Genomic DNA, 16,769 nt, shown 5'->3' on the forward strand with positions numbered 1-16,769 from the left:
TTGAGCTCCTCAGTACACACTGACGGACAGCGTGTAGGACGTATATTTACGAATATTGATGACGCCGCTATCGAGCAGCAAATATTGCCCTTTGATGCCCAACAGCGTGCCTTCCAGCACAGGCTGTTTATCGAGATTGACCGACTGGGGTTTGGCACTGTACTCCAGAACCGGATAGCTGATATCGACTACCTCAGCGTCTAGGGGTTGGATCGCCTGCAAACCAAACCGGCCCTGTAGCGCGAGAATACCCTCCTGTGCACCCTCCAGCAGGCGATCCCTGGCGGCCAGCATGTCTACTGGATCAGGCACGCCGCGCAACAATGCGCGCCAGTTGGTCTTGTCGGCAACCTGAGCGCGTAAAAGATCCTCTACCAGACCGGATTGTTGACGGGTGGCGACGCGTAAAATCGGTAGTGCCTGGCTAGCACCTTGATCGATCCAGCGGGTAGGAATCTGGCTTGACCGCGTGATACCGACTTTCAGACCCGACGAGTTTGCCAAATAGACGATGTGGTCGGTCATACAGAACTGCTCGCCCCAGATCGGCTCACGACAGGTTCCAAGATGATAATGACACTTCTCGGGGCTCATGATGCAGGTGTCGCAGCGAGCCAGCTTGGTCATACACGGATAACAGTAGCCCTGACTATAGCTCTTTTTGGTGCGTCTTCCACAGTGGCTGCAATGGATAAGGCCGAGCGACTCCAGACGCACCGTACGGCCCAGCCACTCGTTCATCGGCACCAGATGATCACCGATTGGCAGACTGTAGCGCACAGGCGAATCGTGAACACCAACCAACTTGTTGATACTGCCTTGGCCCTGAATAGGTTCAATCAATGCAAAGTGTCCGACTTGGTAGAGAAGAGAATGTTGGGGATAGGTTTCACTTCGGATTTACAATTCTGCGCTCCCATGTAGCCGGTGCGCTCTTCCTCCGGCACGTTCTCCAGTTCCCAGCCGATCATCGCCTGCATGCAGAGCTCTTTCTGTTCCTGAGTCAGGCGTCGCCCATCCGGCCATTTACCGATTTCCAATGCCAGCTTCAGACTGGCATAGACCTCAGGGGTGATATTGCGCAACATTTCGACGAAGGTAGTCATCATAGTCTCCAGAAATTTATCTCGCCAAACCGAACCGCTGAGCTGCTCCGGCTACCAGCCCGGCGGCACAACCCACCAACAAGCCACTGACATGCGCCGCATTGGCTATCGCGCCAAATCCGAGCAAGGTCACCAGCCCCGAAAGACACACAACCAGCCAGACCAGCATCAGCACTACGACGCCTTTGGGCAGATCGAAAAAAACATTGGGCGCCAGCCATTGATATATCCAGCAATAGCCAAGCAGCCCATACAAAACACCGGAAAGACCACCGAAAAACGGCTGACCGGAAATCCACCACTGCACACTGTTGGACACCACAGCAAACAACAAGGTCAAACCCAGCAGCCAGAAAGAACCCGAACGCAGCTCAATCCGCCTTCCGAGCTCCCAGTACCACAGCGCATTGAACACCAGGTGCATCAGGCCGAAGTGCAGAAGCATCGGAGTGATCAGACGCCACCATTGACCACCATCGAATTGGGTAGCCATAAATTCCGCAGACTGCGGCGGCACAAAAGTAAAAAGCACCACGCTGTCAGGCTGACTGCCCAACCCTGTTATCAAGGCTACCACAGCAGTGACTAGCAATACCGCCAGGGTCAGTGGGACACGCCTGAGCGTGACTTGCCAAGTTGCCATCTCGCTCACACGCACTTGCGGCGCCGGCCCAGCGCTGACGGCCTCAGGCGTGCCCTCCTGATAATAATGCCTGACGGCTCGGGCACCAGCTTCGTCCCGTGTCCAGACAACCTGCTGGCCAGACTCTTCAGTCACTCGGTGCACCACGCCCTGACTGCTCAGATAACGGGTAAAGCCAGAAAGATCTTCTTCCAGAGGGCACTGCAATGCACGAAACATGATTACCTCATACGGTGCCAGGCGCGCCGAACGCTCACGCCAGTCTGGGCACATCCACCCAGACAAAATGATCACGGTTCAGACGGTGCTCGCCGTCCCAACGGTAGGCAACTAGTTTGCCATACTTCACCGCGCTGTAATCCAGACAGGCCAGATTTGGTCTGATCGGGTGAGGCTCACCCTGTTGCCAGTAATGACCAACAAAAAGGATAGGTTCATTGCTGCCATAGATTAGCAGCTCGGCTTTCTGGCTATCGGTCAAGGGTCTGGCAGCCACATCCTCCGGCAACGCATCCGGTTGAAATACCAGATCTCCGTAAGTCTGCGGCGCTTCTTCCCAGAACTTGGTGCGGAAAGTGTGTCTGACAAGTCCGTCTTTACTGATCATCTTTCCGCCGTGGGGCAAACGCATCTCACTGCCACGCAGCAGCCGCTCTAGTACCTGCGAAGCAAAACCGCCGTATCTGGCTGCCGACTCGAGAAATTCCCGATCAATCCGACCGTCTGGGTACTGGGCCGCAAAAGGTCGGATGAGGCTTTCGTCCCAGCAAGCGTGCACCAGCCGAATATCCCCAAGATCGATGAATAATGGCAGGGTGTAGAACCAGTCGAGAAAATAAGCCCATTCATCGGGCCATGCAGCCATCTGTTCCAGGGTCGCCTGCAATTGCCGACGACTGCGATCAGTATGCTCTCGGATGAACTGCTTGCCGCTGCCCGCTGGCGCCGGTGTCGACCAGGCCAGTGCATTGATCTCATGGTTGCCCATGATGCACTGAGCACTGCCGGCGTCCACCATGTCGTGCACCAGATGCAAGGATTCGCGAATGCGCGGCCCGCGGTCGATTATGTCGCCCAGAAACAATGCCTGACGCTGCGGGTGCCGCCAGACACCCTGTTGTCGGGAATAACCCATGTTTTCAAGCAAACGCTCCAACGTGTGCGCACACCCATGGATATCGCCGATGACATCGTAACCCCGGCCACTGTGCAGTCCGTCCTGAATCATTGGTCCGTCAGCCTGCTACTCCAACCCAGTTTGCTGCGACAGATGGCGTAAAAGTTGTGGTCCAGCGGATGAATCAGTCGCAGTTTCTGAGGCTTCTTGCGAATAGTGATTGAATCCCCGGGCGCGCAGGCAACGTGCACCTGTCCATCGCAGCTGATCTGCGGATAAATACCGCTTTGATTGGAAATGACAATTTTCAGCTCACTGCCGGCGTCGACCACAATCGGGCGGCTGGACAAGGTATGCGGAGACATAGGGACCAATACTATCGCATCAAGCTTTGGATGCATGATGGGCCCACCTGCCGACAACGCATAGGCTGTCGAGCCAGTGGGCGTGGCAACGATTAAACCGTCGGACTTCTGGCTGTAGACAAACTGCCCGTCGACATATAATTCAAACTCGATCATCCGCGCCGACTTGCCTGGGTGCAACACTACTTCGTTGAGTGCCTCGCTGGTGCCCAACTGCTCATTGTCGCGGCGAACAAACGCGTCCAACAGGAAGCGATTCTCGGACATATAATGCCCTGCCAGCACTTCACCGACCCGCGCTTCAAGCTCATCAGGGGATATATCCGTTAAAAACCCAAGTCCGCCCCGGTTTACGCCCAGCACAGGAACGTTGTAACGACACAATGCACGCGCAGCACCCAGCAGACTGCCGTCGCCACCTACAACAATGACGAGGTCGCATATTTCACCCATCATCTTGCGTGAGCAGACCTGCAGATCGTCGCCCGGCAACAGGCCCGCCACAGTATCTTCCAAGATCACGGTGTATCCGCTATCGATCAGGAATCGCTTTAGACGCTGAAGAGTATCGACCACTCTGTCGCTACCCAGCCGCCCGATCAAGCCGATATTGCGGAAATGATCCATACCACCTCACTGTCATGCCGTTATAAAACAATCAGTGATTATCCGCAGCCAGCAGGGCGCTGGCAAATGCGATGTAGTAAAGGAAGGTGTCTGGACACGTTCTGGATGAGAGGAGCTCCCCTATTCGGCGTCGCTAGCCGAGTGTTTCTGCAACTTTGAAAGATCACGTTTCAGGGACCCATTGATCTTCTGTTGCTGTTCGAGCTCTTTCTTGATATCAAGCAACTCGCCCTGAACGATTGCCAGATGGTCCACATGACGCTGCCGCTCAGTAGCCAATTCGTCCTCACGCAGTTGAAGAAGTTCTTCCAACTGGCGCTTGAGCTCGAATATCTGCTCTTCGTGGGAGACACGCTCCTGCTCCAGTATCCTAGAGGCAGTCGCAACTTTTTCAGCGCTCTGCCTAGCGGTTTCGGGCTCAGCATTGTTGGCACGGACCGGCACATCGATCACGCTTCCATCACCATACCAGGCGTCTTCGGCTGCCATCTGCAAACGCTCGGCCTGGATGACAGCCATGGTCTCGCGATCCTCCCCCAAAATACCCAGAGTGTTACGAGTAACCGCTTCTTTGACCAGCAGCAGGTCTGATCGGCCATCCCGTTGGGCCGGTTTCCACAAATTAGGTCTGAATCGACTTTCGCTACAGAAACCGAGGCACGCCAAGCGGATTGGCCCGCCACCCATGTCGGGACCGCGACCAGCTTTCTCTGCCAGCGCACGTAACGGCATGTCCCACAACGGGTTTATATTACCGTCCAGATCGAAGTCGATGGTAAAGAACACAGCAGCACGCACATGCAGTCGATTGTTGATCTGCAGGAAAACAGCCTCGATCGTCTCTTCGGCAAACTCCGGTGTAACCACCATACCTTCGAGCAAGGCTTCAAACTCGGGATAAAGCATTTGTTTGGCGATGCCGCGATCCGAAAAAAACAGGATCGCTTCCGTCAGCAACGGCTGTAGGCTTGAATTCATGATTATCTCCGTACCGCCCTTTCAGCGCACATAATATCCCAACTTTGCGCTTTTTTTTGCATGATTGCACTTGGCTCAAAAGCCAACAGGAAAGCGCTGACAAGGATTGTGACGGAATTGGCAGTACCAACAGGAAGCGCGACAGATGCCACGCTTCCCAGATCGTCAGATAGCAGCAGACAAGCGTGAGCCCTGATCGATAGCGCGCTTGGCATCCAGCTCAGCAGCCACGTCTGCCCCGCCTACCAGATACACCGGCTTGCCGGCTGACTCAAGACCCGCCTGCAATTCGCGCAGCGGATCCTGGCCGGCACAAATAACGATATTATCTACCGCCAGCACCCTAGGCTCGCCATCGGCAATACTCACGTGTAAGCCCTGGTCATCAATCTTCAGATACTGAACTGCATTAAGCATGTGCACCTGACGGGCCTTCAGGCCGGCACGGTGAATCCAGCCTGTAGTCTTGCCAAGCCCATCGCCTACCTTGCTCGCCTTGCGCTGCAGTAGATACACCTCGCGAGCCGGGGGATGCGGATGCGCCTGAATCCCAGCGATGCCGCCTCGGGCTTCAATAGCCGGATCTATGCCCCATTCGTCCCAAAACATCTCGGTATCCAGACTCGCGCTATCACCCAGTTGGGTAATGAACTCCGAGACATCAAAGCCGATACCGCCCGCCCCTATCACCGCCACACGCTTACCAAGCTTACGGCGTTGCATAATGGTATCCAGGTAGCCCACTACCATCGGGTGATCAATGCCAGGGATGTCCGGCGTGCGTGGCACAACACCCGTGGCCAAAATCACTTCATCGAACCCGAGCAGGTCTTCGACTGTGGCACGCTTGCCTAGTACCCGGTGAACGCCGTATTTGGTCATCATCCGATCGAAGTAGCGCAGCGTTTCGAAAAACTCCTCCTTGCCCGGAATGCGCTTGGCAATATTGAACTGGCCGCCAATTTCGTCAGCTGAATCGAATAGGGTTACATCATGCCCGCGTTGAGCTGCAACAGTTGCTGCGGCAAGACCTCCAGGGCCAGCACCGACCACTGCAATCTTTTTCACCGCAACAGTGGGGATATAGTTCAGCTCGGTTTCGTGACAGGCGCGAGGATTGACCAAGCAGCTGGTCAATTTGCCACCGAAGGTGTGATCTAGGCAGGCCTGATTGCAGCCAATACAGGTATTGATCTCTTCAGCCAGACCCGCTGCGGCTTTATTAACGAACTCCGGATCTGCCAGAAATGGCCGAGCCATTGACACCATGTCCGCATCCCCTTCCGCCAGCACCCTTTCTGCGACCTCCGGTGTGTTGATCCGATTGGTAGTGACCAACGGAATGCCAACCACACCCTTGAGCTTGGCCGTCACCTTGGTAAAAGCCGCCCGTGGCACCTTCGTAGCGATGGTGGGGATACGCGCTTCATGCCAACCAATGCCTGTATTGATAATAGTGGCGCCCGCCTTCTCGACGGCCTTGGCCAGCAACACCACCTCGTCCCAAGTACTGCCTCCCTCAATCAGATCAAGCATCGATAGCCGATAGATGATAATAAAATTGGCGCCTACACCCTCACGCACGCGCCGCACAATCTCCACCGGAAGACGCATGCGGTTTGCGTAACTTCCGCCCCAGCGGTCAGTACGCTGGTTCACATGTTTGACCAGGAACTGATTAATGAAATAGCCTTCTGAACCCATGATTTCGACGCCGTCATAACCAGCGCTCTGAGCCAACTGCGAGCAGGTAACAAAATCCTGGATTTGCTTTTCGATACCGGCTTCGTCCAGCTCCCGAGGAGTAAACGGGTTAATCGGCGCCTTGACCGCGCTCGCCGATACCTGCTTGGGGCTGTACGCATACCGCCCGGCGTGCAGAATCTGCATGCATATTTTACCACCTGCTTCATGCACAGCCTGGGTGACTACCTTGTGGTGCTCGGCTTCTTCGGGGGTACTCATCTTGGCCGCACCCTGGGCGACGCTACCCTCTTCATTCGGTCCGATACCACCGGTCACAATCAGGCCAACACCACCAAGCGCACGCTCGGCAAAATAGGCTGCCATGCGCTCGAAGCCATGCGGGCGTTCCTCCAGCCCCGTGTGCATGGACCCCATGAGAGTGCGATTGCGCAACGTGGTAAATCCCAAATCTAGGGGGGCCAGCAAATGGGGATAGAGTGCGTGCTCGGTCATGATCTTGCTCCGGTCTTATCATCATCAGGAAGTGGTCGGATACAGGTCCGACCTTTGTCTGTGACAAGACAATAGGCCTCAGGCCAGACACGCTCAATCACTTAGAATGACATATGTATGACTTTGGATTACATTCATTCCGCCTTTGATCAGTTGAAACCAGCATAAGGTCTTTCCATACATGAAGCTCGGTGACCTTTCGGTCGGCTATCTGTACAGCCTGCAAGCAACCTTGCGCAGCCTGGGGCATGATCCCGCGGTACTACTACAGCGTTTCGGTATCAGCGCCGATATGCTCACTACGCCACAGGCGCGTATCAGTATTCCGCGATTCATGCGCCTGGGCAATGCAGCTATAGCCCTTAGCGGCCGTGCAGATATTGGCCTGTTAATGGGTGACTACAGCCAACCCAGCCATCTGGGTCTGGCGGGTATGGCCGCGCAATGTGCCGGTAGCCTGCAGCAAGCGTTCGACACGCTCGTCAGATATGAGCGACTGTCGAATCAGAACTACCGGGGCCATTCAAGCTTCAATCCACCGGCGCTGCGTTTTTATTCGATCAGCCCTTACAACGCCTTTAACCTCTTCGTCGTGGATTCGGCGCTGGCATCCCGTGCGCACCTTGGCAGAGAGCTGACTGGGGGCGCCGCGCAACTGGAGGCAGTGCACATCGAGTTCCCCGCACCAGACTACGCCGAAAGCTATGAGCAACTGTTCGGTTGTCCGGTTCTATTCGGCCAACAATATAATCAGTTGATATGGCAGTCGAACAGCCTCGGCCTGTCGCTGCAGCAGTCAGCGCCAGCCACCTTCAGACACCTGGAATCCCTGTGCGAGTCTCATTTACAAGAACTCAGTCGCCACCGTCGCTTAAGGGAAAAGGTCGAGGAAATCGTTTCCCCGCAACTGCACCGGCAACTGCCCAGTCTCAGCGCTGTTGCCCGGGATCTCGGCATGGCGTCTTGGACTCTGCGACGCAAGTTGCAGCAACAGGAGCAAACACGATTTCAGGATATCATCGACGACACCCGCCGCGATCTGGCGCTGACGTATGTGCGCGATACAGACCTGGCACTCGGAGAGATCGCTTTTCTGCTCGGCTTTTCGTCGCCAGCGGCGTTTCAAAGGGCGTTCAAACGCTGGACGGCACAACCTCCCGGAGTATTCCGGCGAGAACAGCGGCAAGTGGCTAACTGATACGGCAGCGCAGGACTGCGGATGGCAGCCGAATCATTGATTTGCAACGTGATAGCAGGATAGTGCGGTAATGCGGAGAAAGTCGGTGCAGCAAATAAAGGGTCAGTAGGCCGAAGCAAGTGCGCCGAAGTGATTACATCTCTTCGGCGTCATCTGCTTCCTGATCCCACTCTTGGGCGCGTTGCTCCATCAATTCTTCTATATAGTCGTTCATGGCTCAGTACCTCTTTTTGATGTGTCAATTGCAAGCGGCCAAACAGGCCTGAATCAAATTTATTGTGCTTGCATGACAATCAGATGAAAAAGGGGCGAAAAAGTTCAGCTATATCGCTCAATACGAAACCGATCAGCGCGTCAAATCGGTGCAACATAGTGCTTACGAGTGCATGTATGGTGCAATTAAACAGTGTCAGGAGTGAGCACGGGCGACTTTTCCTTGCAACAAATCAGCATAATCCAGCAGGGTCTGTGCCACGTCGGCGAGCCGCTGACTGCGTTCCATTGCAGCCGTCTGCAGCATTCGGTACGCCTCGTTCTCGCCGAGGCCGTGTTGCAGCATCAGCAATCGCTTTGCGCGATCAACGAGCTTGCGCTCATTAAGCGAACGGCGCGCCTCTTCGAGCTGCACGCTCAGCTCCTGCAACCGCAGGGTCTGGTTGTGCAATACATCCAGAACCGAGCGATTGAGCTGACAGCCAATATTATCAGTCGGTACAACATCCAGATCAGATGCCTGCACATTGAACAAGCGGGTCGCCGGCCTTTGGTCATCGGCATCCATCCTGGCCAGACGGCTGAGCAATGCGCGATGGTTGTCGAGGTCAGCTCGAGCTTGAGTCGTTTTTTGCCGACACAATTGCTGCAGCTGCTCTGTCATTAAGTCTTCGAGCTGCTTCATCACATCGATACGGCGACTGGTCAGCTCAAACCATATCTCGCCGAGGTCGCCGCCTATTCGGGCACTCCCAGCCGATCGAGTGGCGACCTGACGCAAGCGTCCGATCTCAGCCACCAGGTCTTCAGAACACAGAGCGCTCCAGGCACTCAGTAAAGCTGGACTGGCATACTCTTCGAAGCTTTCGAAACAGCGTTGCTGGGCGTCCCAGAGGAATGTCAGACGCTCGAGCTGCTCGCTGTCAAACCGACCCGCGACAAATCCAGTCACCCCGGTGGCGCGCTCCTGTCCAGCCAGCTCCTTGCCCTGCATGAAGTTGAAAAGCGCGACCAGAGAACGGGTTATATCCGGATCCACCGCGGTATCCGCAGCCTCAAACACCACGCTCAACAGCCCGCCAATCGGCCGAGTAAAAGCCAGAGTGGCATCAAGGGATGTCATCGCCTGTTTGCAAACACGCTCGCGAAGCTCTGGCAAACCTTCAAGACAATGGATCACATAGGCAATCCGGTTAAATAGGCGCGCCTTGTCTCCCCCGCATCCGGCGTCGAGGTCCATCCGGTCGAAGCAGCCAGCAACCTCCGTCTCCATGGCCTGGCTGTCAGCAGCCAAACCTTGCAGCGCGGCCAGATAACGTTGGTCGAGGCTACCCAGATAGATATTGGAAAACCCGCGTTCGCGCTGCAATACATGAACCAGACGGCTCACTCCGCTAACCAGCTCACAGGTCAATTCCAACGCCTGCAGCGCTTGCATTTCACTGCGCCTGGCTGCCAGCATGAAATCCAGTGCTCTGCTCATGGTCATCCCCCTGCAATAAAACCGGCTCCCGTGAGCCCGCCTACTCGCAGAGCCCAAAGCAATAGATGTGCCGCATAACAGAATAACAGCAACAAAAAAGCCCCCGGCATTGCTGCTCGGGGGCTTTTCGGGGATATGGCGCAGTGGACGGGACTCGAACCCGCGACCCCCGGCGTGACAGGCCGGTATTCTAACCAACTGAACTACCACTGCGCATCTAACAGCGGACAAGGTCCGTCTGAACAGGCGCGCATTGTAAACATTCGGCCAGGCTAGTCAAGCACTTGCAGCAGCTTTCGCCTGCTCCGATCCCCGACCAAGCGTCAATCGGCAGACGGCGGGGATCACCAGTAACGTTAGCACCGTCGATGCCAGCAAACCGGATATGATCGCCCAGGCCATCGGCGGCCACAATGTTGAGTCCGAGAATGCCAGCGGCAATAGACCGGCAATGGTCGTTGCCGTGGTCAACAAAATCGGCCGGGTACGCCTTTCTATGGCTTCGGATACCGCTGTCTTGATGTCCATTCCCTCCGCCAGCCGCTGATCGACAACGTCGAGCAGAACTATAGCGTTGTTTACCACAATACCCACCAACGCAATGATCCCCAGTACCGACTGGAAGCCGAAGGGAGAACCGGAGAGCACCAGACCCGGAAACACCCCCACACTGGCCAGCGGCACCGTGAGCAAAATGATGCCTACACGGCGAAAGGAGTTGAACTGCAACAGCAGGAAAAATAGCAGTAACAGCATACCCACTGGCGCCGTAGTGAAAATGGCGCTGTTGGCGTCTCCGGAACCCTCGCTGTCTCCGCCCAGCTCCAGACGTACGCCCGCAGGCAGCGGCACATCAGCCAGACCCCTATTCATCTGATCGAGTATCTGGCTAAAACTGTACCCCTCCTCCAGGCCGGCAGTCACCGTATACACCCGCACACCATTACGCTGGCGAATAGCCGCCGGCTGCCAGCCCGGCTGGATACCCGCCAAGGCAGTCAAGGGAATCGACTCGCCGGCCCCATTGAATACACTAGCTGACATCAGCCTCTCCAGCGATTGCCGGGTACCTTCTGGCGAACGCAGGACCAGGGGTAGCGAGTCGCGCTCCTGACGATATTGTTCGACGGTCAGACCCAGGCTACGGGTATTCAACGCCTGAGCTACATCAGCACGAGTCAGGCCATAACGCGCCGCCAAGGCATCGTCGACATCTACTCGGAGCGTAGGCACACCCAAATCGATGTCGTGACGCACATCAACTGCGCCCTGGCTCGCCTTGAGCAATGCAAACACCTGTTCGGCCGCCGCGATGCGAACACTGTCGTCCGGGTGGTAGAGTCGCACCTCGACGGGGGCCACGCGCGGCGGACCCTGCCCCAAGGTACTGGCAACCACAGCCAGCTCCGGCATGGTGCTGGCCACATGATCCCTGACCCAGTGAATGATGCCGGCAGTCGCGGCCAGATTCTCGGCACGAATAACGATACGCGCCCGGTTGGGAGCCTGGGGCGCGCGCGTGAGATTGTAATAGAAGCTGGGGCCTGCAGAACCGGCGAACCGATGCACCTGCATGACCTGGGGCCGCTGACGGATGCGACTCTCAAGCTCGGCAGCCACATCTTCGGTGCGTTGCTGGTCGGTGCCTTCGCGCATGTACAGCTCGATCACGACCAGCGGTCGATCCGCATTGGGAAAGAACTGCAATTTCAGCTGGGGCAGCAAAGCTAGGCTGCCGCAGACCATCAGCGCTCCCAGTAAAATCATCCAGCCTGGCGAGCCGGTACTGAGTCTGGCCAGGCCTTTACCAATGCTATCCATCGCCTGACTGGAGCGTGTATTGGTCGGTTTGAGAAAGCGCCCGGCGAGCAAAGGTGCGACGCCGATTGCCAGCAGGTAGCTGACTGTCAACGTCAGCATGATCATCACTGGAATACCCCGGGTAAAATCAGCAGTGCCGCCCTTGGCCAGCAATAACGGGGTGAATGCGGCCAGCGTAGTAGCTGTCGAGGCGCCTAGCGGCCCGGCCAATTCGCTAATGGCATGACGCACGGCCTCCGCCCGGGGTTCACCCCGATTGAGCCGGTCTTGCACGTTCTCGACCATGACAATCGCATTATCAATCAAAATACCTAACGAGATGACCAGGCCGATCACCGCGATCTGATGCAGTATCCCACCCCCTAGATCGTAGATACCCAAACTGATGAGCGCCACCAGCGGCAGCATGGTCGCGACCAGAAGACCCATGCGCCAGCCCATGCCAATGAACACCACCAATACAATAATCAACACACTACCGAGCAGGTTCATTTCCAGACCGTCGAGACGGTCCTTTACCTGATCCGGCTGAAAGAACATTTCTTCAATCTGCAGCGGAGCAAACTCCGGGCGCAGCAATTCCAGGCGCTCGCGTACCTGCTGACCAAATCGAATTGCATCCAGCTGACCCCGGACTGCGGTCAGGCTGACCAACACGGCCTGTTCGCCATCAAACCAGGCCTTTGGCTGCGCCGGTTCCAGCGGACCACGCCAGATGTCTGCGATCGCTTCCAGCGGTATATAACCCCCCTCCGGCAGCGGGATTTGTGTCGCGCGCAAGTCATCGATACTGACGAACTCGCTATTGGGCAGCAACCCCATGCGCTTGCCACCCGAAACGATAAATCCCCCGGGAATCACCTGATTGCGCTGGGCAAGAATACCCGCCAGATAGCTGGGTGATATCCCCAGTCGGCTCATCTGGGCATCACGCAGGGCGATGGTCACCTGCTCATCCGCCTTACCATCCAACTCGATACGCGACACACCCGCAATATCCACCATCGCCCGTTTCAGGCGCTCGGCCTCGAGCCCCAGATGTATCAGCGAAGCGTCACCGCGGACCGCTAAAATCACCGCTGGTATATCGATCATGCGATCATCCAGCGAAATCTGCGCAACGCCCTGCGGAAATTCCAGCACGGCCCGCGCCATGGCCTGGCGTACCCGATCCCAGGCGGCGTCAGTGGCATAGATTTCATCCTCGAGACTGAGGCTGATCAACGCCACCCCCGTTCGGGCGGTGGCGTTGAAGTATTGCAGTTCCTCGACCTGAGAAAGCTCGTCGGACAAAGGCTCAAGCACCAGTCGCTCTACCGCTTCAGCCGTCGCGCCAGGATAGATCACCGTTACCAGACCGGCGCGCTGCGGAAAGCTCGGATCTTCCTGACGCGCCATGCTCAGGTACGAGGCGATGCCGAGCAGACAGAGCATCACCACAACCAGACCAATCAGACGCGGCCGTAACAGCCCCAGCACATTCATGGCAGCAGCTCCACGGCATCACCGTCAGCCAGGCGTGTCAGCCCCGCATAGACCACCTGATCACCCTGTTTCAACGTACCCTCACCGAGAATGGCCTGCTCTCCCTGCATGGCATACACCGTGATTGCAACGCGTCGAACATTGCCCTCTTCAGTCACCTGGAAGACTGCCAGACCCGCTGCTGAACGCATCACCGCCGCCAATGGAACGCGCAAAGCATTGCCCATATTGCGTTCGACCCCGACCTCGACTGCATCGCCGGTGCGAAAATCAGATGACTCCAGACTGATCACCATTGGGTATAACACTCCAGCCTGTGAGGCACCCTGCCCCAACTCCAATAGCCGGCCCATTTCCTGCCGTCCGGTCAAGCTGGACCAGACCGGCACCGCTTGACCAACAACCAGTTCGCCCATCAGATGGGCAGGTACACTAACCTCCACCTCTAGCCCATCATTGGAAGCCAGGCGCATAACCACCTGACCCGGTGCAACAAACTCGCCCGGTTCAACCAGTAACGTTTCGATACGACCACTGAAAGGCGCGCGCAACTGACTTTCAGCGCTCAGTTGTTCGGTCTGCTTCAACGTGGCCCTAGCACTGCCAACCCCCGCATTCAGGGCATCGACCCGTGACGTTTGCTGCTCAAGCTGCTGAGCAGAAATTACTCCTCGCTCAAACAGCTGGTCCGCTCTCTGGGCCTCCCGCTCCGCCTGGTCGGCCTGCGTTGCCAACTCTTCAAGACGGGCCCGCGCCGCATTGCGGGTGGGCTCCAGTTCGGGATTATAAAGCGTCGCCAGAATCTGTCCCGCCGTAACCGATTGACCAATGTCGACCGCCCGATTGCGCAACACACCACCTACTTGAAAGGTGAGCTGAGCCCGCTGTCTGGCCCGCACTACCCCAGCGAAACGCAGGGGTAGTGCATCTATACCGGCAGTAACCGGAGTAGCCCGAACAGCCACAGAGAGATCGCTGGCAATCACAACTTGCGCGTCATCCTCATTGCTGCAGCCGCTCACTCCCGCCAGGAGCAAGCCAATCAGCGCAAAGGATAAGATACGAGTATGTTGATAGGTAGTGGACATGGCAGGGCTCCGAGCTTCGGAAAAGAGATTCTTAGCATAATGTCATTTATTGACAGATTGTCAATGCTATCCCAAAATAGCTACACAAACTCTTCACCCCAGGACAACCATGAGCCTAGATCAGCGCCGAGAGCAGGAAAAGCAGGATCGCCGCGATAGCATTCTCAATGCTGCAGAACAGGTTTTTTTTGCAAAGGGATTCGAGAAAAGCTCGATGGGTGAGATTGCCCGCACCGCGCAGCTAAGCCGGGCGCTGCTCTATGTCTATTTCAAAGACAAGGCCGCCATCATGCGCGGCCTGATGCTGCGCGCAGCACAAGCTATCCGTGATCGATTCGCTGCAGCCATCGAGCAGGTCGATCAAGGCGTGGAGCAAATCGACCGAATCGGTCATGCCTATTATCGCTTCAGTCTTGAAGAACCCGACTACTTCGATGTATTGACCCAGGCCAGTACATTCGAACACTTGGCTGACGAAGACGAACAGAGTGCCGCACTCAGGACATGCAGCATTGAAGCCATGGATTTAATGGTTGAGGCGCTACGCAAGGGCGTCGCCGATGGCAGTCTGAGCTCCGATCGTGTCGCTGATCCGGTCATGACCGCTTTCTATCTGCGCGGTGCATTACATGGCGTCATCATGCAGTGCGGCAAAGGCACCCAGATGGACCCCGGGCACCCCGATCCAGAGGCACTAATCACCTATACCCTGCAGATGTTGATGCAGTCGATGCGGCCCTAAATTGCAGATGAAGCGCCGAGCCCCACCAGAAATGCCGAGTTCCATCTCGACAAAATATCGCAATCTACCCTCTGACCCAGATGGAACTCAAGAATAGCGATCAGCTCAACTGTAAGCAAAAGTTGCCTTGTGGAGCTGGATTGCGCATGATCAGAACCACACTGACTTTCCCTTAAGGACAACAGCTATGCCCGTTATAGGCTGGATTTTCGTATTTTTCGCCATACTGACTCTCTTCGGCGTACTCTATAAAGTTTACATAACTGCTTACAAAATGCCCATCAGCAAAGACAAGATGCGTCTCATCAAAGCTAGACAGGCCGAGCTCGAAGCACAGGAAAAGCAGGAAAACGACCGCGATTAAGGCTAGAATGGCCGGCACATTTTCAGCCCGTTACAGGTAGTCCCAAGCATGGTCAACTCATTGCAAGCCCAATTGCTCAAGTCCGGACTGGTCGACGAGAAAAAGCTCAAGCAAGCTCAGCGCGCCAAGAAGAAAACCGCTCGCGCCGAGCCGAACAAGGTTCAGGACAGCACCGTTGCCGTCGAAAAAGCCCGTGCCGAAAAAACTGAGCGCGACCGTCAATTGAACCAGCAGCGTCAGGAAGAAACAGCGCGCAAGGAAGGCGAGGCGCAGGCGCGCCAACTAATAGCACAGAGCAAGCTTGAACGCGCCGGCGGCGAAACGCCTTACCAGTTCGCGAGCAAGAACAAGATCAAGAAGATTTATGTGACCGAAGAACAATTCGGCAAGCTCAGTCGTGGCCAGCTTGGCGTAGTCCGCCTGTCAGGCACTTTCGAATTGATCCCGATAGACATTGCAGCCAAGGTCAGCGAACGAGCACCCCAGTGGCCGGTCCATATTGCTAACGTGGAAACGCAGCCCTCGGCAGAAGATGATCCCTACGCCGCTTTCCAGGTGCCCGACGACCTGATGTGGTAAGGCATCAGGTGCGGGAACACGAGTTTACTCTTCGTATTCCTCTTCAGTTTGATCAGGCTTACCCACTTCACTGTCGTCAATGAGGGTCGAGTCACTGCGCATCCGATCCTGCTTGCTGCGCTCATCGCTTTCAGCCGTTTCAGGGCACTCGAGCTCGACCATGAAAGTGCGGGATACATCAATCAAACCGATATGCTCAATAGTCCGGCGTCCAATCAGCACCGGATAAGTCATATCCCCGCGGTCGCGAAGAGAGAACTGCTCCTCGTAGGTCTGATTGCCAATACACATTCTCATCTTGACTACCGGCCGACGGTCCTCTCCCCCTGCGCCGCGCACCAGGATACGGCGATAGACCGGGCGCTCAAACTTCATGTTCACCTGTTTGCCGGTATCAGCGTCTTTCACCGGCACATCGTAGCGCACCCAGGCTTTACCTTTGCGTGTGAAGTTCTCGATATTGACAGCATGCATAGATGACGTCAGCGCCCCGGAATCCACCTTGATCTTCACGGCCGTGTGCTCAGGTAGAATCCGGCCTTTTTCAATCCAACCGACGATCACCTTGGTATTAACTCGAACCGACTTAGAACCTTGCTGATCGCTGGAGGATCCGCTGGCCAGGGCTAGACTGGAAAAAGAAGCGGCTACAACAAGTATAACCAAACAGGTATTTTTCAAAACTGACAGCATTGGGGATCCTTTGAAATACAGCCAAAAATGAAGGCAATAGGGCGCAAAACAGCCCGGCGACGAGTAAC

Annotated in this window: 15 protein-coding genes and 1 tRNA gene; 4 read left to right on the forward strand and 12 right to left on the reverse strand. The window is 56.0% G+C overall.

All coding sequences use genetic code 11. The features are described from left to right. Nucleotides 1-9 precede the first annotated feature (9 nt). From ACJAXR_RS06195 to ACJAXR_RS06225, 7 genes are all read right to left on the reverse strand, one after another. Nucleotides 10-840 carry a DUF2797 domain-containing protein gene (locus ACJAXR_RS06195; protein WP_415057485.1) on the reverse strand — a complete coding sequence of 277 codons (831 nt, stop codon included), beginning with the start codon at nucleotides 838-840 and terminating at the stop codon, nucleotides 10-12. Then, the gene (locus ACJAXR_RS06200) at nucleotides 840-1,106 is read right to left on the reverse strand and encodes a YeaC family protein (protein ID WP_415057374.1); all 267 of its coding nucleotides are present in this window, start codon (nucleotides 1,104-1,106) and stop codon (nucleotides 840-842) included. Before ACJAXR_RS06200 ends, ACJAXR_RS06195 begins: the two co-directional genes overlap by 1 nt. Nucleotides 1,107-1,122: 16 nt before the next feature. Beyond that, complete coding sequence (locus ACJAXR_RS06205; RefSeq protein ID WP_415057375.1) at nucleotides 1,123-1,968, reverse strand: rhomboid family intramembrane serine protease; 846 nt, start codon at nucleotides 1,966-1,968, stop codon at nucleotides 1,123-1,125. A 34-nt stretch (nucleotides 1,969-2,002) separates the two neighbouring features. After that, a complete protein-coding gene (locus tag ACJAXR_RS06210) occupies nucleotides 2,003-2,977 on the reverse strand; it encodes a metallophosphoesterase (RefSeq protein ID WP_415057376.1) in 975 nt (324 codons plus the stop codon). Then, complete coding sequence (locus ACJAXR_RS06215) at nucleotides 2,974-3,858, reverse strand: NAD(+) kinase (RefSeq protein ID WP_415057377.1); 885 nt, start codon at nucleotides 3,856-3,858, stop codon at nucleotides 2,974-2,976. The genes ACJAXR_RS06210 and ACJAXR_RS06215 overlap by 4 nt, the downstream gene beginning before the upstream one ends. A gap of 120 nt (nucleotides 3,859-3,978) precedes the next feature. Next, nucleotides 3,979-4,836: a hypothetical protein gene (locus tag ACJAXR_RS06220; protein WP_415057378.1), complete on the reverse strand. Its 858-nt coding sequence runs from the start codon at nucleotides 4,834-4,836 to the stop codon at nucleotides 3,979-3,981. A gap of 165 nt (nucleotides 4,837-5,001) precedes the next feature. Continuing rightward, complete coding sequence (locus tag ACJAXR_RS06225; protein WP_415057379.1) at nucleotides 5,002-7,035, reverse strand: FAD-dependent oxidoreductase; 2,034 nt, start codon at nucleotides 7,033-7,035, stop codon at nucleotides 5,002-5,004. Between the two features lie 181 nt (nucleotides 7,036-7,216). On the opposite strand from ACJAXR_RS06225, the gene ACJAXR_RS06230 reads away from it, so the two are divergent. Next, nucleotides 7,217-8,233: an AraC family transcriptional regulator gene (locus tag ACJAXR_RS06230; RefSeq protein ID WP_415057380.1), complete on the forward strand. Its 1,017-nt coding sequence runs from the start codon at nucleotides 7,217-7,219 to the stop codon at nucleotides 8,231-8,233. A gap of 409 nt (nucleotides 8,234-8,642) precedes the next feature. Here ACJAXR_RS06230 and ACJAXR_RS06235 read toward each other — a convergent pair whose 3' ends face one another. The 4 genes from ACJAXR_RS06235 to ACJAXR_RS06250 all read right to left on the reverse strand — a co-directional run bounded on the left by ACJAXR_RS06235 (nucleotide 8,643) and on the right by ACJAXR_RS06250 (nucleotide 14,323). Continuing rightward, complete coding sequence (locus tag ACJAXR_RS06235; protein WP_415057381.1) at nucleotides 8,643-9,929, reverse strand: nitrate- and nitrite sensing domain-containing protein; 1,287 nt, start codon at nucleotides 9,927-9,929, stop codon at nucleotides 8,643-8,645. A 136-nt stretch (nucleotides 9,930-10,065) separates the two neighbouring features. Beyond that, nucleotides 10,066-10,142, reverse strand: a tRNA-Asp gene (locus ACJAXR_RS06240). 63 nt (nucleotides 10,143-10,205) lie between these two features. Beyond that, nucleotides 10,206-13,235, reverse strand: coding sequence for an efflux RND transporter permease subunit (locus ACJAXR_RS06245; protein WP_415057382.1), 3,030 nt, complete (start codon nucleotides 13,233-13,235; stop codon nucleotides 10,206-10,208). Then, the gene (locus ACJAXR_RS06250) at nucleotides 13,232-14,323 is read right to left on the reverse strand and encodes an efflux RND transporter periplasmic adaptor subunit (protein WP_415057383.1); all 1,092 of its coding nucleotides are present in this window, start codon (nucleotides 14,321-14,323) and stop codon (nucleotides 13,232-13,234) included. The genes ACJAXR_RS06245 and ACJAXR_RS06250 overlap by 4 nt, the downstream gene beginning before the upstream one ends. 109 nt (nucleotides 14,324-14,432) lie before the next feature. Here ACJAXR_RS06250 and ACJAXR_RS06255 point away from each other — a divergent pair, with 109 nt between their 5' ends. From ACJAXR_RS06255 to ACJAXR_RS06265, 3 genes are all read left to right on the forward strand, one after another. Then, nucleotides 14,433-15,065 carry a TetR/AcrR family transcriptional regulator gene (locus ACJAXR_RS06255; protein WP_415057384.1) on the forward strand — a complete coding sequence of 211 codons (633 nt, stop codon included), beginning with the start codon at nucleotides 14,433-14,435 and terminating at the stop codon, nucleotides 15,063-15,065. A 187-nt stretch (nucleotides 15,066-15,252) separates the two neighbouring features. Beyond that, on the forward strand, nucleotides 15,253-15,429 hold the full coding sequence (locus tag ACJAXR_RS06260) for a DUF2897 domain-containing protein (protein ID WP_415057385.1): 177 nt from the start codon (nucleotides 15,253-15,255) through the stop codon (nucleotides 15,427-15,429). A gap of 48 nt (nucleotides 15,430-15,477) precedes the next feature. Beyond that, nucleotides 15,478-16,008, forward strand: coding sequence for a DUF2058 domain-containing protein (locus tag ACJAXR_RS06265; RefSeq protein ID WP_415057386.1), 531 nt, complete (start codon nucleotides 15,478-15,480; stop codon nucleotides 16,006-16,008). 24 nt (nucleotides 16,009-16,032) lie between these two features. On the opposite strand, the gene ACJAXR_RS06270 is transcribed toward ACJAXR_RS06265, so the two are convergent. Beyond that, nucleotides 16,033-16,701, reverse strand: a complete 669-nt coding sequence (locus ACJAXR_RS06270) for an ATP-dependent zinc protease (protein WP_415057387.1) — start codon at nucleotides 16,699-16,701, stop codon at nucleotides 16,033-16,035. Nucleotides 16,702-16,769 lie beyond the last annotated feature (68 nt).

The organism is Halopseudomonas sp. (assembly GCF_047631575.1).
GTDB lineage: Bacteria > Pseudomonadota > Gammaproteobacteria > Pseudomonadales > Pseudomonadaceae > Halopseudomonas.

Coding starts and splice junctions, on each gene's coding strand:
- ACJAXR_RS06200 (WP_415057374.1), bottom strand. CDS start 1,106: ATGACTACCTTCGTCGAAATGTTGCGCAATATCACCCCTGAGGTCTAT.
- ACJAXR_RS06205 (WP_415057375.1), bottom strand. CDS start 1,968: ATGTTTCGTGCATTGCAGTGCCCTCTGGAAGAAGATCTTTCTGGCTTT.
- ACJAXR_RS06210 (WP_415057376.1), bottom strand. CDS start 2,977: ATGATTCAGGACGGACTGCACAGTGGCCGGGGTTACGATGTCATCGGC.
- ACJAXR_RS06215 (WP_415057377.1), bottom strand. CDS start 3,858: ATGGATCATTTCCGCAATATCGGCTTGATCGGGCGGCTGGGTAGCGAC.
- ACJAXR_RS06220 (WP_415057378.1), bottom strand. CDS start 4,836: ATGAATTCAAGCCTACAGCCGTTGCTGACGGAAGCGATCCTGTTTTTT.
- ACJAXR_RS06225 (WP_415057379.1), bottom strand. CDS start 7,035: ATGACCGAGCACGCACTCTATCCCCATTTGCTGGCCCCCCTAGATTTG.
- ACJAXR_RS06230 (WP_415057380.1), top strand. CDS start 7,217: ATGAAGCTCGGTGACCTTTCGGTCGGCTATCTGTACAGCCTGCAAGCA.
- ACJAXR_RS06235 (WP_415057381.1), bottom strand. CDS start 9,929: ATGAGCAGAGCACTGGATTTCATGCTGGCAGCCAGGCGCAGTGAAATG.
- ACJAXR_RS06245 (WP_415057382.1), bottom strand. CDS start 13,235: ATGAATGTGCTGGGGCTGTTACGGCCGCGTCTGATTGGTCTGGTTGTG.
- ACJAXR_RS06250 (WP_415057383.1), bottom strand. CDS start 14,323: ATGTCCACTACCTATCAACATACTCGTATCTTATCCTTTGCGCTGATT.
- ACJAXR_RS06255 (WP_415057384.1), top strand. CDS start 14,433: ATGAGCCTAGATCAGCGCCGAGAGCAGGAAAAGCAGGATCGCCGCGAT.
- ACJAXR_RS06260 (WP_415057385.1), top strand. CDS start 15,253: ATGCCCGTTATAGGCTGGATTTTCGTATTTTTCGCCATACTGACTCTC.
- ACJAXR_RS06265 (WP_415057386.1), top strand. CDS start 15,478: ATGGTCAACTCATTGCAAGCCCAATTGCTCAAGTCCGGACTGGTCGAC.
- ACJAXR_RS06270 (WP_415057387.1), bottom strand. CDS start 16,701: ATGCTGTCAGTTTTGAAAAATACCTGTTTGGTTATACTTGTTGTAGCC.